Annotated in this window: 15 protein-coding genes and 1 pseudogene; 7 read left to right on the top strand and 9 right to left on the bottom strand. The window is 63.5% G+C overall.

Features of this window, described 5'->3' with window-relative positions; translation table 11 throughout:
* From accB to B2V21_RS10945, 3 genes and pseudogenes are all read right to left on the bottom strand, one after another.
* Positions 1 to 456: an acetyl-CoA carboxylase biotin carboxyl carrier protein gene (accB, locus tag B2V21_RS10935; protein WP_049861972.1), complete on the bottom strand. Its 456-nt coding sequence runs from the start codon at positions 454 to 456 to the stop codon at positions 1 to 3.
* A 387-nt stretch (positions 457 to 843) separates the two neighbouring features.
* On the bottom strand, positions 844 to 2,625 hold the full coding sequence (locus tag B2V21_RS10940; protein WP_286916855.1) for a protein-disulfide reductase DsbD: 1,782 nt from the start codon (positions 2,623 to 2,625) through the stop codon (positions 844 to 846).
* Positions 2,626 to 2,754: 129 nt separating this feature from the next.
* Positions 2,755 to 4,661 (bottom strand): annotated as a pseudogene (locus tag B2V21_RS10945) (methyl-accepting chemotaxis protein).
* Positions 4,662 to 4,943: 282 nt separating this feature from the next.
* Here B2V21_RS10945 and B2V21_RS10950 point away from each other — a divergent pair.
* From B2V21_RS10950 to B2V21_RS10970, 5 genes are all read left to right on the top strand, one after another.
* Entirely contained in the window at positions 4,944 to 6,014 is a 1,071-nt protein-coding gene (locus tag B2V21_RS10950) for a DUF2333 family protein (protein WP_286916856.1), read from the top strand.
* Positions 6,015 to 6,018: 4 nt separating this feature from the next.
* Positions 6,019 to 6,561 (top strand): NUDIX hydrolase, encoded by a 543-nt coding sequence (locus tag B2V21_RS10955; RefSeq protein WP_049861968.1) that lies wholly within the window; start codon positions 6,019 to 6,021, stop codon positions 6,559 to 6,561.
* A gap of 205 nt (positions 6,562 to 6,766) precedes the next feature.
* Positions 6,767 to 7,138, top strand: a complete 372-nt coding sequence (locus tag B2V21_RS10960; protein WP_049862097.1) for a translation initiation factor Sui1 — start codon at positions 6,767 to 6,769, stop codon at positions 7,136 to 7,138.
* Positions 7,139 to 7,270: 132 nt separating this feature from the next.
* Positions 7,271 to 9,184 carry an arginine decarboxylase gene (gene speA / locus B2V21_RS10965; RefSeq protein WP_049861967.1) on the top strand — a complete coding sequence of 638 codons (1,914 nt, stop codon included), beginning with the start codon at positions 7,271 to 7,273 and terminating at the stop codon, positions 9,182 to 9,184.
* A 3-nt stretch (positions 9,185 to 9,187) separates the two neighbouring features.
* Positions 9,188 to 10,072 (top strand): alpha/beta hydrolase, encoded by an 885-nt coding sequence (locus B2V21_RS10970; RefSeq protein ID WP_286916857.1) that lies wholly within the window; start codon positions 9,188 to 9,190, stop codon positions 10,070 to 10,072.
* A 228-nt stretch (positions 10,073 to 10,300) separates the two neighbouring features.
* Here the strand turns inward: B2V21_RS10970 and B2V21_RS10975 are convergent, their stop codons facing one another.
* Together B2V21_RS10975 and B2V21_RS10980 are read right to left on the bottom strand one after the other, a co-directional pair.
* Positions 10,301 to 10,723: a hypothetical protein gene (locus B2V21_RS10975; protein WP_286916858.1), complete on the bottom strand. Its 423-nt coding sequence runs from the start codon at positions 10,721 to 10,723 to the stop codon at positions 10,301 to 10,303.
* 370 nt (positions 10,724 to 11,093) lie between these two features.
* Positions 11,094 to 12,431, bottom strand: a complete 1,338-nt coding sequence (locus B2V21_RS10980) for an MATE family efflux transporter (protein ID WP_286916859.1) — start codon at positions 12,429 to 12,431, stop codon at positions 11,094 to 11,096.
* A gap of 144 nt (positions 12,432 to 12,575) precedes the next feature.
* On the opposite strand from B2V21_RS10980, the gene B2V21_RS10985 reads away from it, so the two are divergent.
* Complete coding sequence (locus B2V21_RS10985) at positions 12,576 to 17,477, top strand: alpha-2-macroglobulin family protein (protein WP_286916860.1); 4,902 nt, start codon at positions 12,576 to 12,578, stop codon at positions 17,475 to 17,477.
* Positions 17,478 to 17,525: 48 nt separating this feature from the next.
* On the opposite strand, the gene B2V21_RS10990 is transcribed toward B2V21_RS10985, so the two are convergent.
* Positions 17,526 to 17,819, bottom strand: coding sequence for a hypothetical protein (locus B2V21_RS10990; protein WP_043190966.1), 294 nt, complete (start codon positions 17,817 to 17,819; stop codon positions 17,526 to 17,528).
* A gap of 149 nt (positions 17,820 to 17,968) precedes the next feature.
* Here B2V21_RS10990 and pbpC point away from each other — a divergent pair, with 149 nt between their 5' ends.
* Positions 17,969 to 20,281 (top strand): peptidoglycan glycosyltransferase PbpC, encoded by a 2,313-nt coding sequence (pbpC, locus tag B2V21_RS10995; RefSeq protein WP_286916881.1) that lies wholly within the window; start codon positions 17,969 to 17,971, stop codon positions 20,279 to 20,281.
* 31 nt (positions 20,282 to 20,312) lie between these two features.
* On the opposite strand, the gene B2V21_RS11000 is transcribed toward pbpC, so the two are convergent.
* From B2V21_RS11000 to B2V21_RS11010, 3 genes are all read right to left on the bottom strand, one after another.
* Complete coding sequence (locus tag B2V21_RS11000) at positions 20,313 to 20,783, bottom strand: prepilin peptidase (RefSeq protein WP_056844329.1); 471 nt, start codon at positions 20,781 to 20,783, stop codon at positions 20,313 to 20,315.
* A gap of 125 nt (positions 20,784 to 20,908) precedes the next feature.
* On the bottom strand, positions 20,909 to 21,472 hold the full coding sequence (locus tag B2V21_RS11005; protein WP_286916861.1) for a DUF4136 domain-containing protein: 564 nt from the start codon (positions 21,470 to 21,472) through the stop codon (positions 20,909 to 20,911).
* Positions 21,473 to 21,490: 18 nt separating this feature from the next.
* On the bottom strand, positions 21,491 to 22,108 hold the full coding sequence (locus B2V21_RS11010; protein WP_286916862.1) for a DUF4136 domain-containing protein: 618 nt from the start codon (positions 22,106 to 22,108) through the stop codon (positions 21,491 to 21,493).
* Between the last annotated feature and the right edge of the window lie 18 nt (positions 22,109 to 22,126).

The raw sequence follows: 22,126 nt of genomic DNA on the forward strand, positions 1-22,126 counted from the left end.
TCAAACGATGGTGAACAGCGGCTGGTCGTACTCAACCGGCTGACCGTCTTCTACCAGGATCGATTCGATCACACCGCTGGTTTCAGCTTCGATGTGGTTCATCATTTTCATTGCTTCGACGATGCACAGGGTATCGCCCTTCTTCACGGTCTGGCCCACTTCGACGAATGCCGGCGACGCTGGCGACGCCTTGCGGTAGAAGGTGCCGACCATTGGCGAGCGAGCCACGGTGCCGTTCAACTTGGCAGCAGCGGGTTCGGCGGCTGCGGCAGCAGGTGCGGCGGCCACGGGCGCGGCGGCAGGGGCTGCCATCGGCGCGGGCGCATAGTACTGCTGGGCCGGGGTCTTGCTGTGACGGCTGATCCGTACGGATTCTTCGCCTTCCTTGATTTCCAGCTCGTCGATGCCGGACTCTTCCAGCAGCTCGATCAGTTTCTTGACTTTACGAATATCCATTAATCATCAACTCCCAAGGGTCGGTCAGGGGCGTTCAGTAGGTGTTCTATGCCAAGCGCCTTTCAAAGAAGGCTGCGAACACTCATGTGCCGTTGAAAAGGGCCGAGTGACGGCGAAAATTCTTGAACGTGCCGGTGAAAAATACGCACGTCGAACAGTGGGATGCTCATCGACAGCGGCGCGTCACGTCGGTGGTGACATCTGCCGGCAAAAGCTGTCGGGTCATGTCCATTCTCAGTGACCTCTCACCGTCGGGTTCACATGCGGAGCGGGCGAACTATGCCGGAAAGCCCAGGCGTCTGTCCAGTTAAGCGCAATAGCCCGCACGTTGTCCGATGTTTGCGCAAAATTTGTGACTCGCTTGTCGATTTCGGTCACTGCCGACGATCATTCATCGCCTGATGACGGTATTTTCCCGACGAACCCTGCCGCATCGATTTCGCCAACGACCCGCGAGGCGACCTGTTCGATGCCGTTGGCGTCGAAGAACAGCAAGGCCGGTGGCCCGAACAGCTTGAAGCGATCGAGCAGGGCGCGCTGTTCGGCATTGCTCTGGGTGATGTCCAAGCGCACCTTGCGATACCCCGCCAGCCGCGCGATGACCTGCGGATCGGTCAGTACTTCATGCTCGATAACCTTGCAGCTGATGCACCAGTCGGCATACCAGTCCAGTATCAGAGGCTGACCAGCGGCCTTGGCCTGTTGCAGGGCCAGCTCGAAGCCTTCGCCGGTGGTGACCGTCTGCCACGCATCGGCTGTTGTACTCGGCAGGGCAGGATTCGAAGCGCTGACGGTAGGACGTGCCAGCGGCTGGAAAGGATCGGATTGGCCGCTCAGGGCTCCGTGCCAGCAAGCCAGGGCGTAGAACACAAAGCCCAGCCCCAGCACCTGTTGCAAGCGTTGCCGTGCCGGTTTCACCACCCACTCCAGAGCACCCATGAACACACCGACGCCGGCGGCCAGCAGACCGATCAACAGCAGGGTCACACTGCCCGGCAATACCCGGGCGAGCAGGGCGATCGCCAGGCCCAGCAGCAGCACGCCGATGGCATTCTTGACGGTCACCAGCCAAGGGCCGCTCTTGGGCAGCCAGGCCGCGCCGCCGGTGGCGACCAACAGCAGCGGCGCGCCCATGCCCAGGCCCAGGGCGAAGAGTTTCAATCCGCCTCCCAAGGCATCGCCGCTGGCGCTGATATAGAGCAGTGCCCCGGCCAGCGGCGCCGATACGCACGGTGACACCAACAGGCTCGACACCACGCCCAGCACCGCGGCGCCCCACAGCGAGCCGCCCTTGGCATTGCCGGCCACGCGATCGAGGCGCTGGCTCACGGCCGCTGGCAGCTTGAGCTCGAACAAACCGAACATGGCCAGGGCGAAAATCACGAAGAACAGGGCGAAGGGCACCAGCACCCAGACCGACTGCAAGCGTGCCTGCAGATTGAGTTCGGCGCCGAACTTGCCCATCAGCGCACCCAGCAAGGCGAAACAGACTGCCATGGGCAGCACATAGGCGAGCGACAGACTGAAGCCGCGCCACCCGCCGACCTGCCCGCGCAGGACCACGCCGGACAGGATCGGCAGCATCGGCAACACGCAGGGTGTGAAGGTCAGGCCGATGCCGGCGAGAAAGAACAACGCCAGTTCATGCCATTGCCAGCCATCCGTGACCGGCGTCTGGCTGACCACCGGCGCAGCCTGACCGATACCCGCCACGGACAGGCGCTGGGTTTCCGGCGGATAGCACAAGCCCTTGTCCGCACAACCCTGGAAGGTCACCGCTAGAGTGAAGGCCCGCTGATCACCGCTGGGGCGAGGAATGTGCACATCGAGAATGCCGTGGTACACCTCGACATCGCCGAAGTACTCGTCATGTTTCGCCTCGCCAGGCGGCAGTTGTGCCGTTCCCAACGCGATGTCGGTGGGTTCGGCCTTGAATTCGAAGCGGTGGCGATAGAGGTAGTAGCCTTCGGCGATGACGAAGCGCAGGGTGATGTCTTGCGCCGACGACTGCACTTGTTCGAGCTGGAACGCCTGGCCGACCGGAAGGAAGTCGGCGCTGTTGTTCAGCGATGCGCCTCCCAGGGTGGCGCTGGGCCGTGTGTCGAGCAGGCCGGAAGCCGCGACGGGCAGTGCGAAAACCAACAACAGGAGGCAGAGCAGGCGGCGCATGACGTTTCTCGAACAGCAACTGAGCGCGCATCATACTGGAGCCGTGCGGTACTGCCGAATCGGCAGGGGGCAATTTCATGTAACAGGATGGGTCGCCCGGATAGGGTCGCCTGGACAGGGTCGCCCGCGCTAGACCCTGAACGCCTGCACCGCCATGCGCAGCTCGCCCCCCAGTTGCAACAGGTGCTCGCCTTGAGCCCGTCCCTGGTCAATGAGTTGCAGGTTGTCTTCACCCAGGCCATGAATGCGCTCGCCGTGCTCGCGAATCTCGCCTACCGCGCCACTTTGCTGTGCAGTCGAGTCGGCGATGCGCACGGCGGTGTCGGAGATGGTCTGGATCGCCGTGACGATCTGCGCCAGCGCGCCGTCCGCCGCCTCGGCCTGACTCGCCGTGGCCTGGGCATGAACCACCTGCGCGCGGATACCCTGCACGGAATCGCGCGCAACCGTCTGCAGGCCGGCAATCAAGGTCTGAATCTGATGGGTCGCCCCGGTCGTGCGCGACGCCAGCGAACGCACCTCTTCGGCCACCACCGCGAAACCGCGACCCNNAGCAGGTTGGTCTGGTCGGCGATCGAGCGAATCACGGTCAGCACCTCGCCGATGGTGGCCGATTCCTCGGCGAGCTGTTCGATCATCTGCGCGTTGCCCTGCACCTCACCCACCAGCGCATGCAGTCCTCTCAGGCTCTGCCCGATGACCTGCTGACCATGCTCCACCGCATCACCCGCCAGGCGGCTGGCCGCCGCAGCCTGACTGGCGTCACCGGCCACTTGGCCGATGGTCGCTTCCAGCTCGCCCAGTGCATCGCGAATCTGCGCAGTATCGCCAGCCTGGCGCAGCGCCCCTTGATGCAGGCCACCACTGAGCTCGGCCAGTTGATGGCTGCTCCCGGCCACCTGCTCGGCGTTCTGGCGAATGGTGCCGACCAACTCGACCAGATACAGGCGCAGGCGATTGAGGGACGCTTCAATGGCCTGCAATTCATGATTGGTCCGGCCCAGGGCAATGGGCCGGGCAAAGTCACCCTCGGCCCAGGTCGAGAGGGCCGGATCCAGGCGCGTCAGCACGCCGGCGAGGCGCCGCTGCAAGACGTCGATCAGCAGTGCGATCAACAGAATCAGGCCGATCATGGCACCTTGTAGAAGCCGTACTTCGCTCTGGATTCGAGCGTGCTGGCTGCGTACGCCGGGTTCCAGCGCTCCCAGGCCCTGCTGGACCGCGCCGATGCGTTGCTGCGCGGCCTCGGCCAGTTCCGTCCGACGCTGGATCAGTTCACGGGTGCGGCTCAATTCGGCCGGGTACCGCGTCAACAGGCTGGCCAACTCGCGTTTGAGGTCCACGCCGTCGTCCTGAGTAGTCGTGGTGTTCTCATTCTGCAAACCCATCAAAGAAGCGAAATCATCGGCACTCGATGCGCTGGTGCTGGAAACCCCCAGCAGCGGCAAGCCTTGCAAGGTGGTGGCTTGGGTCCTGATGCCGGCCAGTTCGCGCTCCACGTCGGCGGCCAGCTCACTGTGTCCGCTGCTGACCATCTTCTCCCGCGCCAGGGTCAGCTTGGCCAATTGCTGGCTGGCGCTCAGCAGCGCCGCCTGATAAGCGCTATCACCCTGTGCATACCGGGCCAGCTGTTCCAGCGTGCCGCCCAGTTCGCGTTCGGCCTGCACCAGCAGGGCCTGAGGGTCGCCCGCCAGCTTGCCGGCCGCCAGCAGTTGCTCGGCAGTGAACGTCACCAGCGCATCCACTTCCTGCAGCAGGGGGCCGGTGAGCTCTGCCGGCAGCCCGGTGATGCCTTCACGCAGCCGGGTCAAGGCCTGGGTGGCTTCGGCATGGCGCAGCGCGTCACCACTGTTCAGGTAATCCTGAACGTTGCGCACGACTTCATCCTGGAACTGACGTGAGAGTTGCAGGTAGCGCTCCATCAGCAGATAAGGCTGCTCCAAGGCCCTTTGCGACCACCACAGGGTCGCCGCCAGTGCAGTGCACACGGCGACCAGCAACAACGTGTTCAGATTGGTGAGCAGTTTCAGGCGCATGGGGCACTACCAACAGCGAAATGGTCAGTGCGTGAAGGTATGGCCGATCTGTTACAGGCTCGTGACGTGAATGTTAAAAAGATGGCACATGGCTTTCATCGTCGATCGGCACCTCGTCCTGGTCTGACACATCCGGATGCCTTTGCCGCGGCTGCAGCCTGCTTGTGCATCCTTTATAGTGCCGTTGCGCTATCTCACCTGGAAAACTTTGCCCGTAGGAGGCACGTTAGCCAAGTGACGAGGTCAGAACCCATGAATTCCGCGATAGAAAGGACATAAGCCATGCTGGACTGGAAGAATCGTGCGGGCACAGGCGATGCGCGCGAGCGTGCCGACACCAGTGGCAGAACACGCAGCTCTGTGAAGAGCCTGTTGCTGAGCAAAGCGCTACTGGGCGCATTGGCTGTCTATCTGGTCGTGACCCTGTTGCTGGGTTGGTACTGGAGTGAAGAGCCCGAACTGTTCCCGGTGCAGCAGAACGCACAGGCCGCAGCGCAGCGTGACGGACGTCAGATGGTAGTGGGCTATACCACGGTGGAAACCCTCAAGGCCGTGGCCTCCACCCTGCTGAACAAGCCCGGTGGCTACATTTCCAACGACCGTTTTCCACCCGGCCTGTGGATGGACAACATGCCCAGCTGGGAATACGGCGTGCTGGTACAGGTGCGTGACCTGAGCCGCGCCCTGCGCAAGGACTTCGCCCGTTCGCAGTCGCAGTCGGCCGAAGACGGTGACTTGGCGCGTGCCGAGCCGCGTTTCAACTTCGACAACAAGAGCTGGGTGCTGCCCTCCAGCGAATCGGAGTTTCAGGAAGGCATCAACCTGCTGACGCGCTACCAGAATCGTCTGTCCGATCCAAGCCAGACCAACGCGCTGTTCTACACCCGCGCCGACAACCTGAACAACTGGCTGGGCGACGTCGGTACCCGACTGGGTTCGCTGTCGCAACGGCTGTCGGCCAGCGTTGGTCGCGTCAAACTGAACACGACCCTCAAGACCGAAAGCGTGATCGCTGGTCAGGCACCGCAGGTGGACGAGGAAATCGTCGAAACCCCGTGGATGCAGATCGATAACGTCTTCTACGAAGCCCGCGGTCAGGCCTGGGCGCTGTCGCACCTGCTGCGCGCCATCGAAGTCGATTTCGCCGACGTGCTGGCCAAGAAGAACGCAACCGTGAGCGTACGCCAGATCATCCGCGAGCTGGAAGCTTCCCAGGCACCGGTCTGGAGCCCGATGATTCTCAACGGCAGCGGTTTCGGCATGTGGGCCAACCACTCGCTGGTCATGGCCAACTACATCTCGCGGGCCAACGCTGCAGTGATCGACCTGCGCCAGCTGCTGTCGCAGGGCTGAGAACATGCCGATCTCGACCCAGGAGGTCGAACATCGCGCAGCGTCCGATGCCGAGTCGATTGCCTGGGTCGATGAGTCCGACCGCTTGTTGGGAACCCTGCCCAGAGCGGAGTTGCGTGACCGTGGGCTGATCGGGCGCGGGACCTATATCCTCTTGTTCAACAGCGAAGGCGAACTCTGTGTTCACCGGCGTACGTTGAGCAAGGCGATCTATCCAGGCTACTGGGACGTGGCTGCCGGTGGCATGGTGCAGGGCGATGAAACCTATGCTGAATCGGCTGCACGCGAGCTCGAAGAGGAACTGGGCGTGAGCGGTGTCGAGTTGACCGCCCACGAGCAGTTTTTCTTCGACCAGCCGGGCAACCGCGTGTGGTGTGCGGTGTTCTCGGCCGTCTGGGATGGACCGCTGGAGCTGCAACCCGAAGAGGTCCTCGAGGCGCGCTTCATGCCTGTACAGCAGGCCCTCGACGAGAGCGCCACGGAACCGTATTGCCCCGACTCGGTGGCGGCGTTGCTGCGTTACCTGGCTTGCCGCGACAACGCCTGATAAGCCGTACCGCACCGAGCCCCGAGCGCGCTTATTCCACGTAGGAGCGGTCACCGGCCGCGAAAAAACACCGCGCACTCCCTGACACCCCGCACTCTTCCATGAAATCCGCACAACCTCGGCAATTGCTTCCTTCAGGCCCTTAGCACACACCGCGTTTCCCGCTAAACTGCGCGGCCTGATCCACTTCACATGAGGCATGCCGGTGGCCAAGAAAGCCGCATCCTTCGCCGCCCTGGGCGGCCTGGTGTTCTCTACCGACAGCGGTCGGCATTGTCCCGACTGCCGTCAGCCCATCGACGCCTGTACCTGCAAGCAAGCGGCCGTACCCGAAGGCGACGGCATCGCTCGCGTGCGGCGGGAAAGCAAAGGGCGTGGCGGCAAGACCGTGACCACCATCACCGGCGTGCCGCTGCCAGCCGATGCCCTCAAGGAATTGGCGACCACCCTCAAGCGCCGCTGCGGCACGGGTGGCGCGCTCAAAGAGGGTGTCATCGAGATCCAGGGCGATCACGTCGAGCTGCTGCTTGCCGAGCTGGTCAAGCAGGGCTTCAAGGCCCGCAAATCCGGTGGCTGAGCCACACGCCTTGCAAACTTGAGGTACTCGCCGGGGTCTACCCCTGCAGGCGCAGCAACCGTCATCTTTACCCTCTACACTGCGCAGGGCCTGACGGCCCGTGACAACCGACTTTTTTCATAGGGGACCTCGATGTCCGTACGACGCACACGCAAAGACGATGGCAGCCAATGGACCGTGGCCGACAGCCGCAGCGTTTATGGCATCCGCCACTGGGGCGCGGGCTATTTCGCCATCAACGAGGCCGGCCGTGTCGAGGTTCGTCCCAACGGCCCGGACAGCTCGCCGATCGATCTTTACGAACAGGTCGACCACCTGCGCAAGAGCGGCCTGTCGCTGCCGCTGCTGGTGCGCTTCCCCGACATCCTGCAAGACCGCGTGCGCCAGCTGACCGGGGCCTTCGATGCCAACATCGCCCGCCTGGAATACCAGAATCGCTATACCGCGCTGTACCCGATCAAGGTCAACCAGCAGGAAGCGGTGGTGGAAAACATCATCGCCACCCAGGACGTCTCGATCGGCCTGGAAGCCGGTTCCAAGCCCGAGCTGCTGGCCGTGCTGGCTCTGGCGCCGAAAGGTGGAACCATCGTCTGCAACGGCTACAAGGACCGTGAGTTCATCCGTCTGGCCCTGATCGGCCAGAAGCTGGGCCACAACGTCTTCATCGTCATCGAAAAAGAGTCCGAAGTGGCGCTGGTCATCGAGGAAGCGGCCGACCTCAAGGTCAAGCCGCAGATCGGCCTGCGCGTGCGTCTCTCGTCCCTGGCTTCGAGCAAGTGGGCCGACACCGGCGGAGAAAAATCCAAGTTCGGCCTGTCCGCTGCGCAACTGCTGTCGGTGGTCGAGCGCTTCCGCGAAGCCGGGGTCGATCAAGGCATTCGCCTGCTGCATTTCCACATGGGTTCGCAGATCGCCAACCTGGCGGACTACCAGCATGGCTTCAAGGAAGCGATCCGCTACTACGGCGAGCTGCGCGCGCTCGGCCTGCCGGTCGATCACATCGACGTGGGCGGCGGTCTGGGAGTCGACTACGACGGTACCCATTCGCGCAACGCCAGCTCGATCAACTACGACATGGACGACTACGCCGGTGTCGTGGTGGGCATGCTCAAGGAGTTCTGCGATGCCCAAGGCATGCCGCATCCGCACATCTTCTCGGAAAGCGGCCGCTCACTGACCGCGCACCATGCCATGCTGGTGGTGCAGGTCACCGACGTCGAACGTCACAACGACGAAGTCCCCGAGATCGTCGACAAGCAGAGCCTGCCCGAAACCCTGCAGTGGCTCGTCGACCTGCTCGGCCCGACCGATATCGAGATGGTCACCGAGAACTACTGGCGCGCCACGCACTACATCAGCGACATCGCTGCGCAGTACGCCGACGGCAAGGTGACCCTGGCGCAGAAGGCGCTGGCCGAACAGTGCTACTTCGCCGTGTGCCGTCGCCTGCACAACTCGCTCAAGGCCCGCCAGCGTTCCCATCGCCAAGTACTGGACGAGCTCAACGACAAGCTCGCCGACAAGTACATCTGCAACTTCTCGGTGTTCCAAAGCCTGCCCGATACCTGGGCCATCGGCCAGGTGCTGCCGATCCTGCCGCTGCATCGTCTCGACGAAGAACCGCTGCGTCGCGCCGTGCTGCAGGACCTGACCTGCGACTCCGACGGCAAGATCAAGCAGTACGTGGATGAGCAAAGCATCGAGACCAGCCTGCCGGTACACGCCGTCAACCAGGGTGAGGATTACCTGCTGGGCATCTTCCTGGTCGGCGCGTACCAGGAAATCCTCGGCGACATGCACAACCTGTTCGGTGACACCGATTCGGTGAACATCTATCAGCGTCAGGATGGCAGCGTGTACAGCGCCGGTATCGAAACCCATGACACCATCGAAGACATGCTGCGCTATGTGCACCTGTCCCCCGAAGAGCTGATGACCCATTACCGCGACAAGGTCGCCAGTGCCAAGATCACTGCGCGCGAACGCACCCAGTACCTGGACGCCCTGCGCCTGGGCCTGACCCGTTCTTCGTACCTGTCCTCGTAACGCATGGGCCTGGCTGCCCGGTTGCTCGCCCTCGCTGCCCTGCTGGGGCTGCTGGGCGGCTGCTCCGGGTTGTGCACCCTGGATGTCGTGACGCCGTCCAGTGGCTACCAGCTCACTGAGGGGGTGGCCTACGGCGTCGATCCGCGTCAGAAGCTGGACGTCTATCGTCCCACTCGACCACTGCCGGCCACACCGGTGGTGGTTTTTTTCTATGGGGGCACCTGGAACAGCGGCGAGCGAGGCGACTATCGTTTCGTCGCCCAGGCGCTGGCTGCTCGCGGCATTCTGGTGGTGGTCGCCGACTACCGTCTCTACCCGCAGGTGCGCTATCCCAGCTTCATCGAAGACGGCGCCGATGCCGTTGCCTGGACCTATCGAAACATCGCTCGGTACGGTGGCGACGTTCGCCGTCTGTTCGTGATGGGCCACAGCTCCGGCGGCTACAACGCGGCCATGCTTGCCCTCGATCCGCAGTGGCTGCGTAAAGCCGGGGTCCCCGCCCATGCGCTGCGCGGCTGGATCGGCCTGGCCGGCCCCTATGATTTCCTGCCGATCGAGAATCCCGAGGCCAAGCCGGTATTCTTCTTCCCCGATTCACCGCCCCAATCGCAACCCATCAACCAGCCTCTGGCCGACTCACCTCCGGCGTTGCTCATCGCCGCGACCCATGACTCGACCGTGGACCCGGTACGCAACAGCGAAGGCCTGGCGCACCGACTGCGCGCCGCTGGCGTCCTGGTGCAGGAACGCTATTACCGCCGACTGGACCACCGCACCTTGGTTGCCTCATTCGCCTGGCCCCTGCGCTGGTTGGCGCCCGTGCTGGATGACGTTGTGCGGTTCGTCGAGGGCAAGCCCGAAACAGCGGAAGTTCGTTTGCGTAAATAGATCAATCTTGCCAGTCACCGCAGACACTATTCTTGGATTTTATTTGAGTAGGTGCTGTACGTACTGCGTGCAGAGGTCATCGAAGCAGGTGTTCGACGCGTTCAGGGTGGGGATGGAAGTGTACAGTTGCAATAGCTTTGGAAGCGGCATCCAGGCACTCTGCTAGTGTCAAAGTCCTTGTAGGAAAAAGCCCGCTTAATTGCAGGCTTTTTCTATGAGGTCAAAGGCTCACTGGTATTTATCTTCGATCTTGCGCTTTTCCAGGGTGTAGGCTTTCAGATCGATCTCATTGGTGGTGAGTTTGGAGTCAAGCTCGTTTATGTCACGTTTTCTCAAGTTGGCGACATGCTCTCTGCTGGCATGATAGTTCAAAGTTTCGGCAGCGTCGTAGCCGCTGACCGGGTCCCATAGAATGGACGCTGGCCACAGAAGCAGGTTGACCACGCCCCAACCATAGGCGCGGCCATAAAACGACCCACCGCCAGGCAACAGGCCAAGGCCGGCACCGAGGACGGGTTGTTTGACTTCCACAGCGAGGTTTTTCGCGCGGAGCATGGCAAGTTCGGATTGCTGGGCGGAGTTGAGTCCGCTCGCGCAGCCAGTGGTCAATACGATGAGCGTGACGGCAAACAAAGTGCGAAGTGTAGACATCCCTATTCCTTATTTACGGATTTCCAATCGATAGTGAAGTGGAAGGCGGCGTAGTCTATAGACGGGATATGGATATGTATCGCTTGTTAACGTGATTTTAACTAATGGTTACATTTGGCTGGAGGCGGAGTCGTGATAGTGCAAAGAAGACCTTGTTACTTCTAGTAATGATCTCGCGAAGTTTTGCTGTGTTCTATACAGGTTGGATGTTGACTCTTCCTGTCACACGAAAGTGTCCGCGTTAGCTAATAAGGTTTAGCTGATTGATTGTCAGTTTATCGTATTGAAATTCTTGCCGTAGGGATGTATGAGTGCTGTTCGGGGTATAGACGCTGTGAACGAAGTGTGAAACCTCGTTCACACCCATCCGTTACGATACCCACTCATCCCTGCGCTGCAACCGCCAAGCAATCCACCCCAGCGTCACCGCCCGCAGCATCATGAACAGCAGGAAACTGATCCACAGGCCATGATTCCCGAACCCGGTGCTCCACCAGCCGATCGGCAACATCACCACCACACTGACCAGCATCGCATTGCGCATCTCCCGCGCCCGCGTTGCACCAATGAACAGGCCGTCCAACAGATAGCTCCCCACCGCAATCAGCGGCAGCACGGCCTGGTAGGGCAGGAACGGATAGGCCGCCTCACGGACACTGGGAATATCGGTCTGCAGATTGACGAACACATGTCCACCGAGCAGAAACAGCACGGCAAACCCGCTGCTGGCGATCAACGACCAGCCAAAGGACACCACCAGCGAACGGCGCAGCGTTTGCCGATCGCGCGCACCGATGGCGTGCCCGCACAACGCTTCGACCGCATGGGCCAGGCCGTCCAGCGCGTAGGCGGTGATGAGCAGACCGTTGAGCAGTAGGGCATTGGCGGCCACGGTAGCGTCGCCCAAGCGTGCGCCCTGAATGGTGATCAGCAGAAAGACCCCGGACAGCGCCAGGCTGCGCAGAAAGATATCGCGGTTGACGCCCAGCAGCGGCTGCCAGTTGCGCCACGACTGCAGTGCTGTCCACACCAGATGCCCCGGATAGGCGCGCAGGGAGGGACGGGTGAGGGCCAGGCCGAGCAGGGCGCCAACCCATTCGGCAATCACTGACGCGCGCGCCGAGCCCAGGACGCCCCAGTCCAGGCCGAGCACGAACCACAGGTTCAGGGCGATGTTGACCACGTTGGTGGTCAGCAGCAGTTGCAACGGCGCGCGGGCGTTCTGGGTACCAAGGAACCAGCCGATCAGGGCGTAGCTGACCAGGGCCGCAGGTAGCCCCAACAGGCGCGTCTGGAAAAAGTCATGGGTGGCTTGCTGCAGTGCCGCGGACGGCGACATGAAGCTCAGGGCGAGGTGGCTGAAGGGCAGGGCCAGCATCGACAGCAGCAGGGAAAACAGCAGCCCCAGGCTCAGGCCCTGCACGAGGATCTGGCGCAGCGCGTCACCGTCGCGGCGCCCGGCCGCCTGCGCGGCGAAACCGGTGGTGCCCATGCGCAGGAAACTCATCAGCGACACCATGAACGTAAACAGGCTGCCGCCCACGGCCACTGCGCCCAACTGGTGAGCGTGGGGCAGATGGCCGATCACGGCGCTGTCCACCAGCGTCACCAGCGGGACCGACAGGTTGGACAGAATCATCGGCGCGGCCAGGGTCCAGACGTGCTTGTGGGTGAGGCGATGGCGCCAGTCGGTCAGTAGGGTAGACATGCAAGCTCCGCATTCGGGGCGGGGATTGTAGCCCACACTCGCAACACCACGGCACAGTTGTCTCAACCGGTAACCCTGCCTACGAAAACGTCAATATTGATATATATTCTCAGCCTTGCTTTTCACTGCCCCAGGTACCTCACATTGAACAAAGGACTGTTTCTGGCCTGCGCACTGGCCCTGCTCGGCGGGTGCGATTCATCGACCTCGGAAAAACCCGTCGAACCCGCGCCACCTGTCGCAGCAACGGCTGCGCCCAAACCTGCGGCCAGCGTCGATCTGCCTGTCCTGGCGAAGCGCTACGAAGGCCGTGAGCTGACCGTCGCCGATGCCTCGGAAATTCAGCTTGATGGCGCCAGCACCCTCTCGGTGACCTTCACCGCACCGCTGGATCCCAAGCAGAACTTCGCCGACAAGGTTCACCTAGTCGACAGCACCCGAGGCACACTGGACGGCGCCTGGGAACTGTCCGACAACCTGATGGAGCTGCGCTTCCGCCATCTGGAGCCCAAGCGCAAACTGGCGCTGACGGTCGATGCCGGCCTGCTTTCGGTGAACCAGGGCACCTTGGCCAGTGCGTACAGCAGTCGCCTGGAAACCCAGGACTTGCAGCCCACCGTGGGCTTCGCCAGCCGCGGCTCGCTGTTGCCTACCCGACTGGCCGAAGGCTTGCCGGTGATTGCGCTGAACGTCGACAAGGTCGATGTCGAATTCTTCCGCATACGGCCCGAGCAACTGCCGGCCTTTCTCAGTCGCTGGGGCCGCAACAGCAGCCTGCAAAGCTATGAATCCCGCGAGCTGTTGCCCATGGCCGAGCTGGTCTACGGCGGTCGCTTCAATCTCGATCCGGCGGCCAATACCCGCGAGACCCTGCTGCTGCCCATCGGCGGTATCAAGCCGTTGCAGCAGCCGGGCGTCTATCTGGCGGTGATGCGTGCCTCGGGCACCTACGATTATGCCCAACCGACGACGCTGTTCACGCTGAGTGACATCGGGCTGTCCGTGCATCGCTACGCCGACCGCCTGGACGTCTTCACCCAAGCCCTTGAAGGCGGTCAGGCGCTGGCCGACGTCAGCCTGCAGTTGCTGGACGCTCAGGGCCGTGTCATCGGTGAGAGCAAGACCGACGCTGCAGGCCATACCGAAATGGCTTCTCCGGTCAAAGCCGAGGTGCTGCTGGCCCATCGCGGCGAGCAGACCAGCCTGCTGCGGCTGAATACTGCTGCCCTGGATCTGGCCGAGTTCGACATCGCCGGTCCCAAGGCACATCCGTTGCAGTTTTTCGTTTTCGGTCCGCGCGACCTGTATCGCCCTGGCGAAACCGTATTGCTCAACGCATTGCTGCGCGACAACGACGGCCACCTGGTCAAGCCGCAACCGGTGAGCGTCGAGGTCCGCCGCCCGGACGACCAGCTCAGCCGCAAATTCGTCTGGCAACCGGACGATGCGGGCTTCTATCGCTATCAGCTGCCACTGGCGGGCGAAGCCCCAACCGGGCGCTGGCAACTGCTGTTCGACCTGGGGGACGGCAAGCCTCAGGCCTATGAATTCCAGGTGGAGGACTTCCTCCCCGAGCGCCTGGCCCTGGACCTCAAGGGCCAGGACACGCCTATCGCACCTGCCGATACGCTGGATGTCGACGTAACCGGCCGCTATCTGTACGGCGCTCCGGCCTCGGGCAATCGGCTCAGCGGCCAGTTGTACGTGCGTCCGCTGCGCGAGGCGGTGCCTGCGCTGCCGGGTTTCCAGTTCGGCTCTTTGACCGAAGGCGAACTCAGTCAGGATCTGGAGCTTGATGAAACCCCCCTCGATGCGCAGGGCAAGGCCAACCTCGCCATCGACAGCCGCTGGAGTGACGCCAAGTCGCCCCTGCAACTGGTGCTGCAAGCCAGCCTGCAGGAGTCCGGTGGTCGTCCCATCACGCGCCGGCTGGTGCAGCCGGTCTGGCCCGCTGAACGGCTGCCCGGCGTGCGCGGCAGGTTCGACGGCGAGAACGTCGACGGCGACGGGCCGGCCGAGTTCGAGTTGCTGGTCGCCGACGCCCAAGGCCACAAGCTCGCGGCCGATGGGCTCAAGGTACGGCTGGTGCGCGAGCGCCGCGACTATTACTGGAATTACTCCGAGAGCGACGGTTGGAGCTACAACTACAACGAGAAATACCTGAACCTCAGCGAGGAGACTGTCTCGGTCGCCGAAGGCGGTACGACCAAGGTCAGTTTCCCCGTGGAGTGGGGGCCCTATCGCGTCGAGGTCGAAGACCCACAAACCGGCCTGGTCAGCAGCCTGCGTTTCTGGGCTGGCTACAGCTGGCAGGACAATACCGAGGGCGGCGCGGTACGCCCGGATCAGGTCAAGCTGGCGCTGGACAAGCCTCACTACGGCGATGGCGACACCGCCAGGGTGACGGTGACACCACCGGCCGCCGGCAACGGCTATCTGTTGGTGGAATCTGCAGAGGGCCCCTTGTTCTGGCAGGAAATCGACGTGCCCGCCGAGGGCAAGACCTTCGACATCAAGGTCGATCCGAAATGGGCCCGGCATGATCTCTACATCAGCGCGCTGGTGATTCGCCCCGGCGAACGCAAGGCCAACGTCACCCCCAAGCGTGCGGTCGGCCTGCTGCACCTGCCGCTCGATCGCGCTGCGCGCAAGTTGGTGCTGAGCCTCGACGCGCCCTCGACCATGCGTCCCCAGCAGCCGCTCACGGTCAAGGTGCAGGCACGCAACAGCGACGGCAGTATCCCGCGTCAGGCTCACGTGCTGCTGGCCGCGGTGGACGTGGGTATCCTCAATATCACCCAGTACGCCACGCCGGATCCTTTCACCGCCTTGTTCGGTCGCAAGGGCTACGGTGCCGACCAGTTGGACGTCTACGGCCAACTGATCGAGGCGGGGCAGGGGCGGCTCGCCAGTCTGGCTTTCGGTGGCGATGCCGCCAACCTGGCCAAGGGCGGCAAGCGTCCACAGACCAGCGTCAACATCGTGGCCCTGCAAAGTGCCCCCTTGACGCTGAACGAGCAAGGCGAAGGGCAGCTGACCCTCGATATCCCCGACTTCAACGGCGAGCTGCGGGTGATGGCGCAAGCCTGGACCGAAGATCGCTTCGGCATGGCCGAGGCCAAGACCGTGGTCGCCGCGCCCCTGGTCGCAGAACTGTCCGCGCCGCGCTTCCTTGCCGGCGGCGACCAGGCGCGCGTTGCACTCGACATCACCAACCTGACCGAACGATCACAGACCCTGACCGTGCAGTTGAACACCGAAGGCCCGTTGACCCTGCTGGACGCCCCCCGCAAGCAGCTGCAGTTGGCCAAGGGCGAGCGGCAGACGCTGTACGTGCCGGTGCAAGCCTCGGGCGGGTTGGGCCAGGGGCACATCAAAGTGCTGATCGAGGGCCTCGACCTGCCTGGTGAAACCTTGCCGCCCATCACTCGGGACTGGACCCTGGGCGTGCGTCCTGCCTATCCCGCCCTGGTCAGGCATCTGCGCAGCGTGCTCAAGGATCAACCCTGGACGCTGCCGACCGGTGCCCTGTCACCCTTCGAACCCGCAGGACGAGAGGCGCTGCTGACTCTGTCGAGTCGGCCGCCGCTGAACATCGGCGAGCAGATCAAGGCGCTCAGGGCATATCCCTACGGCTGCCTGGAGCAGACCGTCAGTGGCCTGTACCCGTCGCTGTATTCCGATGCCGCCAGCCTGAAGAAGCTGGGAGTGGAGAGTGATACGGATGCCGAGCGCAAACGCAAGATGGACATCGGCATCGAACGGCTGCTGGGCATGCAGCGCTACAACGGCAGCTTCGGGCTGTGGGGCGCGGATGGCGAGGAGGAGTACTGGCTGACGGCCTATGTGACCGACTTCCTGCTGCGCGCCCGCGATCAAGGCTATGCCGTACCCCCGGAGCCGTTGAAGAAGGCCAATGAGCGGCTGCTGCGCTACCTGCAGGAGCGCGACCTGATCGAGGCCGACTACAGCGACAACCTGGAACACACCCGCTTCGCGGTTCAGGCGTATGCCGGTCTGGTGCTCGCGCGCAGCCAACAGGCGCCGTTGGGCGCGCTGCGCAGCCTGTTCGACCGGCGCAGCGATGCACGCTCGGGTTTGCCCCTGGTGCAGTTGGCGATCGCCCTGCGGAAGATGGGCGACCAGCCGCGCGCCGACCAGGCGCTGCAGGCCGGTCTGGCGGCCAGTCGCAGCGATGCTGACTGGCTCGGCGACTACGGTAGCCCGCTGCGCGACCAGGCCCTGGTACTCGCCTTGCTGCAGGAGAATGACCTGAGCAAAGCGACGCTCGAAGAGCGTCTGTTCACTCTTTCTGATCTGCTCGCCAGCAGCAGCTGGCTCTCCACCCAAGAGCGCAACGCCCTGTATCTGGCCGGTCGCACGGCACTGGCTTCGCCTCAGCAACCCTGGGCCGCCCAGCTGCAAAGTGCCGGCACCAGCCACGCGCTGACTGACGCCCAGCCGGCGCTGAAGCTGGCCGACGGCGCGCTGTCCGAGGCGCTCACCGTCACCAGCCAGACGCAACAGCCGCTGTACCAGCAGTTGACCTTGTCGGGCTATCCGGCACAGCCACCGGCGCCCTCTGCAGACAATCTGTCGATCCGTCGCCAATACCTGAGCCTGGACGGCGAGCCGCTCAAGCTCGACGCCCTCAAGAGCGGCGATCTGGTGCTGGTGCATCTGGTCGTGGGCGCCAAGCAGCGTGTAGCGGATGCATTGGTGGTGGATCTGCTGCCTGCCGGCCTGGAAATCGAGAATCAGAATCTGGCGCAAAGTGCCGCCAGCCTGGACGACGCCAGCAGCAACGTCAGGCAGTGGCGCGAATCGATGCAGAACGCCAGCCTGCAGCATCAGGAGTTTCGCGATGACCGCTACGTGGCGGCACTCAAACTCGATGGTTATGGCAGCACGCACCTGCTGTACCTGGCTCGTGCAGTGACCCCCGGTACCTACAAGGTCCCGCCGCCGCAGGTGGAATCGATGTACCGGCCAGGCTGGCATGCGGTCGGCGCTACGCCAGCGGACCTTACGGTTCGGCCCAGGTAACCATGTGCAAGGGCAGCCGCTGGCTGCCTTTGCCATTCGCCAGAGGGTTTACTGAATGATCCAGCTCAGCAACCAAAGGCCCAGCACGGCCCAGATGACACCCATGATGATCGACGCACGCATGAACGCTCGGACAGCGGAATACAGAAACAGCAGGCCCACGATCAGGGCCGCGATGGTGACGATGTTCGTGTCCATGCCCAAGGTCCGCGACAGGCCGTCGACGAAGTTGCCTCCTGCGTTGCCGAGCAGGCTGAACAGCCAGCTCAGGCTGTCGACCACCCAGCGGATGATGGCGCCCAGGGCCTGTCCCAACCACTCGAAAAAGCCTTCTACATGCATAGCTGCGTCCTGATTCGGTTAGTGGCATTCACGCCATTGTGCCCCCTTTGGCCATGCGCCAGCGAACCAAGTTCCCGACAGCGCCAGCAAGGTTGGCGCACTTGATCCGCAGCATTCTCGTTTTTCCGAAGTCGCCTCGACGTAGATTCATTCGCCACGCGCTGTTGGCGCTTGGTGTACCGATGGTGCTCCTATGGCTGGCCGATCGGCTCTGGCCGCTGCCGTTGCCACAGGATGACCTGGCGCGCGTGGTGCTGGCCGAGGACGGTACACCGCTGTGGCGCTTCGCCGATGCCGAGGGCGTGTGGCGCTATCCGACCAGCGTGGAGCAGGTGTCGCCCTATTATCTGGAAGCCTTGCTGACCTACGAAGACCGCTGGTTCTACGAACATCCAGGTATCAATCCGCTGGCGCTGGTCCGCGCGGCCTGGCTCAACCTCAGCGGTGGGCGAGTGCTTTCGGGCGGCAGTACGTTATCGATGCAGGTGGCGCGGCTGCTCGATCCGCATTCGCGGACCTTCTCCGGCAAGCTGCACCAGTTATGGCGAACCGCGCAATTGGAGTGGCACCTGAGCAAGAGGCAGATCCTGACGCTGTACCTGGATCGCGCACCGTTCGGTGGCACCCTGCAAGGCGTGGCGGCAGCCAGTTGGGCGTATCTGGGCAAGCCGCCCGCGCAGCTCACCCGCAGCGAAGCCGCCTTGCTGGCGGTGCTGCCCCAGGCGCCGAGCCGCCTGCGTCCTGACCGGCATCCGCAGCTGGCGCAGGCCGCTCGCGATAAAGTGCTGCAACGCATGGCCGACCAAGGCGTGTGGCCCGTCGCTCAAGTGCGCGAAGCACAACAGGAGCCCTTGTTGCTGGCCCCTCGGCAGGAGCCGGCATTGGCCCCGTTGCTGGCCCGGCGCCTGAACCGCAGCGACAGCCCGCCGCTCATCCACACCCTGATCGACGCCAGCCTGCAGCGGCGTCTCGAAGACCTGCTGCTGGGCTGGCGTGCGCGCCTGCCGGAGCGTACGTCGGCGGCGATTCTGGTAGTGGATGCCCAGACCATGGCCGTGCGTGCCTACCTGGGCTCAGTGGACCTCGCCGATACCCGGCGCTTTGGCCATGTCGACATGGTCAGCGCCATCCGCTCGCCAGGCTCCACGCTCAAGCCGTTTCTCTATGGCATGGCCCTGGATGCCGGACTGATTCACTCCGAATCGCTGTTGCAGGATGTCCCGCGACGGTACGGGGACTACCGGCCCGGCAACTTCTCTGCGGGGTTCAGCGGTCCGGTCGCGGCCAGCTCGGCGTTGGCCCTCTCGCTCAACCTGCCCGCCGTGCAGTTGCTCGAAGCATTGGGCCCCAAACGCTTTGCCGCGCAGTTGCGCAACGGTGGCCTGAACCTGAGCTGGCCGCTGGCCGCCGTGCCCAATCTGGCCATGGTCCTGGGCGGCGTGGGCAGTCGGCTCGACGATCTGGTCGCCGCCTACAGCGCCTTCGCGCGTAGCGGCAACAGCGCCGTCCTGCGCTGGCAGCCACAGGATGCATTGCGCGAGCGACCCATGATGTCGGCAGGTGCCGCCTGGATCGTGCGGAGTATCCTCAGCGGTCAAGCCCGACCGGATCAGGACCGGCACGCCGACCTGGTCCAGCGTCCCGCGCTGGCCTGGAAGACAGGCACCAGCTACGGCTTTCGCGATGCCTGGTCGATCGGCGTCGGGCCGCGCTATCTGATCGGCGTGTGGATCGGTCGGCCGGATGGCACCCCGGTACCCGGTCAGTTCGGTCTGGCCTCGGCCGCGCCATTGATGCTGCAGGTCCACGATGTGCTGAGCAATCGCGATGCACAGCGGGCCATTGCCGCGCCGGTCCAGCCCATGCCCGCCAGCGTCGGCGTCGCCGCGATCTGCTGGCCTCAGGGGCAACCCCTGGATCGAGGCGACCCCAACTGCCGCCGCCAACGCTTTGCCTGGATCCTGGACAACACCGTCCCGCCTACCCTGCAGGCATTGGATCAGCCCCTTGGGACCGGTTTGCTGCAACAGGTCTGGCTCTCGCCGCAGGGGCTGCGAACCAGCGCCTCTTGCCCGGATGCCCAGGCGCGATCCATCGCATTGTGGCCTGCCGCTCTCGAACCCTGGTTGCCCAAAGCCGAGCGCCGGGAAATGCGTTTGCCCCAGGAAGACCCGCAATGCCCGGCACCTCCATTGCCGTCTTTGGCAGCAATGTCCATCGTCGGTGCCCGCAACGGCGACCGCCTGCGCCAGCCGACGCCCAACGGCGGTCCCCTGCGGCTCCAGCTCTCCACGCTCGGCGGGCAGGGGCCGTATTGGTGGTTCATCAATGGCAAGCCTCAAGGCAGTGTCGCCGAAGACGGCAGCCTGAACGCCGTGTTCGAGCGGCCGGGCAGTTATCAGGTCAGTGTGCTGGATGAAGCAGGGCAAACGGCCAAAGTCGAACTGACCGTGTCGAACTAACCGTGTCGGATCAGGGCTTTTGAAAAAGCAATCAGCTCAGCCAGAACAGCGTCATCACGAAACCGGCGAGCAAGAAGGGCGTAAGGGGCAGCACGGTCGCTGCATTGGGGTCCAGATAGACCGCCTTGCGCCGGTAGCGAATGCTCAGGCGCTGCCAGATCAGCGGCGTGACGAACACCCACAGCACCAGGGCCACGATGCCGCCGATGAGGGTTCCGACCAGATGGCTGCTGTCCGAAGCCAGAGCCAGGGCCCAGAGCAGCTTGACCTCACCACAGCTCAGCCGACCGTTGAGGTAGCCGGGCAACGTCAACGCCATGCTCAGCACCAGCGCCGCTGCCGCTTCCACCATGCTCGATCCGATCCAGGTGTGCCCGGTGGAAAACAGGCACGCCAGCGCCAGCACCCCCGCGCCGACGGTCAACGTATCGGCGATGCGCCTGTGCCGAATATCCTGCTCGGCGCACAGGGTAAACCAGAGGAGAAGAACGAGACTTGGCATGGCAGCACCCGCTTGAGTACGACAGTGGATCACTTCTGAAACAGGCCTTCTGCTTTCAGATTAGACGCCTCGCGCACGACGAAGGGGTGACTGCAGGACTTTTTTTCTCTGGCAGGCTGAGTCGCTCAGCGGGGCGGGTAGGTGGAGAGGATGTCGCTCACCGCTTTCTGGATGACACTGTTGCGTTCACTCGGCGACACGGCACTGTCGTTGACCAGTTGCTCGGTGCTCCCGCGCCAGACCAGCTTGCCGTCGCGTCCATCGAGCATGTCCAACTGCAAGGTCGCGACCTTGTAATCGATGCTGCGGGTTTCATTCATCGCTGGCGTGGCCCAGTACGGCCCCCAGTAGCCACCGCCCCAGCCACCTCCATAGTTGGTGGTGACCTGCTGCTGACGGTTATCGACAATCAGGTACGCCTGCACGGTCACGTCGGCACGGCCACCGGCGGCGGCCGGCCGCAGACCTCGCTGGTCGAGCTGACTGCTGACGGCTTGGCGAATGCGCTGCTCGGTCAGGTCGCTGCGCACCCGCGGATCGTCCGGCCGGTATTGCACGGCCGGTTCTTTCCAGGCCCAGCTGCGGTAGGCCGCAAAGTCGCGGCTGGCATCGAAATCATGATTGACCCGAGGCGTTTGGCACGCGGCCAGCAACAACGCCAAGGGTAGAACGGCAAGACGACGCAACATGATGAAATCTCCTGTGGATCAGGAAGGAGGATAAGCCGTGAGCGCCTTTTGTACCGCGTTGCGTAACGCCTCGTTACGATCGCTCAGGCTGCCCTGGCTGCTGGTTTCAGCACTCGCGCTCCAGACAGGCTGGCCGCTCTTGCCGTCGAACAGGTCGATGCGCACCACCATGACCTGGATCTGGTAGGTGCGTACCACCGGATAACTGCCGTAACCGCCGAAGCGATCATAGCGATCGTACGGCCCGTAACCACGCCCATACCCGGCGCCGTAGCCAACGTCGTCACGGGTCTGTTGCAGGCGCGTCTCCATGCGCAGGCTGGTGCCGACCCGCAGATCGGCAGTGCCGCCACTGCGTTGCGGGCGCAGGCCGCGCTGGTCGAGCGCATTGCTCACAGCCTCGGCGATCTGCGCCGAATCTGCCCAGCTGGTCCCGGCCGGCAACTGCCCATTGACCCAGGCCCAGTTGCGGTACTGGGCATAGTCGCGCGCAGGCGCGGGATAGGCGCTGGCGTCGAAGGTCTGCGCGGCCTGCGCCGGTGCCGGCGGCAACGGTCTGGAACTGGCCACATAGGGATTGGGGCTCTGGCAGGCCGCCAGGGCCAGGCAAACAGCGCAAAGTGACAGGCGACGCATGGCAGTCTCCGAAATACC

Origin of the sequence: Pseudomonas sp. UBA6276 (assembly GCF_002438365.1) — a bacterium.
GTDB classification, from domain to species: Bacteria; Pseudomonadota; Gammaproteobacteria; order Pseudomonadales; family Pseudomonadaceae; genus Aquipseudomonas; species Aquipseudomonas coleopterorum.

What these genes read in the sequence shown, in the direction of transcription:
- accB (WP_049861972.1), bottom strand. Translation starts at nt 456, where the DNA reads ATGGATATTCGTAAAGTCAAGAAACTGATCGAGCTGCTGGAAGAGTCC.
- B2V21_RS10975 (WP_286916858.1), bottom strand. Translation starts at nt 10,723, where the DNA reads ATGTCTACACTTCGCACTTTGTTTGCCGTCACGCTCATCGTATTGACC.
- B2V21_RS11010 (WP_286916862.1), bottom strand. Translation starts at nt 22,108, where the DNA reads ATGCGTCGCCTGTCACTTTGCGCTGTTTGCCTGGCCCTGGCGGCCTGC.
- B2V21_RS10940 (WP_286916855.1), bottom strand. Translation starts at nt 2,625, where the DNA reads ATGCGCCGCCTGCTCTGCCTCCTGTTGTTGGTTTTCGCACTGCCCGTC.
- B2V21_RS10955 (WP_049861968.1), top strand. Translation starts at nt 6,019, where the DNA reads ATGCCGATCTCGACCCAGGAGGTCGAACATCGCGCAGCGTCCGATGCC.
- B2V21_RS10980 (WP_286916859.1), bottom strand. Translation starts at nt 12,431, where the DNA reads ATGTCTACCCTACTGACCGACTGGCGCCATCGCCTCACCCACAAGCAC.
- B2V21_RS11005 (WP_286916861.1), bottom strand. Translation starts at nt 21,472, where the DNA reads ATGTTGCGTCGTCTTGCCGTTCTACCCTTGGCGTTGTTGCTGGCCGCG.
- B2V21_RS11000 (WP_056844329.1), bottom strand. Translation starts at nt 20,783, where the DNA reads ATGCCAAGTCTCGTTCTTCTCCTCTGGTTTACCCTGTGCGCCGAGCAG.
- B2V21_RS10990 (WP_043190966.1), bottom strand. Translation starts at nt 17,819, where the DNA reads ATGCATGTAGAAGGCTTTTTCGAGTGGTTGGGACAGGCCCTGGGCGCC.
- speA (WP_049861967.1), top strand. Translation starts at nt 7,271, where the DNA reads ATGTCCGTACGACGCACACGCAAAGACGATGGCAGCCAATGGACCGTG.
- B2V21_RS10950 (WP_286916856.1), top strand. Translation starts at nt 4,944, where the DNA reads ATGCTGGACTGGAAGAATCGTGCGGGCACAGGCGATGCGCGCGAGCGT.
- B2V21_RS10970 (WP_286916857.1), top strand. Translation starts at nt 9,188, where the DNA reads ATGGGCCTGGCTGCCCGGTTGCTCGCCCTCGCTGCCCTGCTGGGGCTG.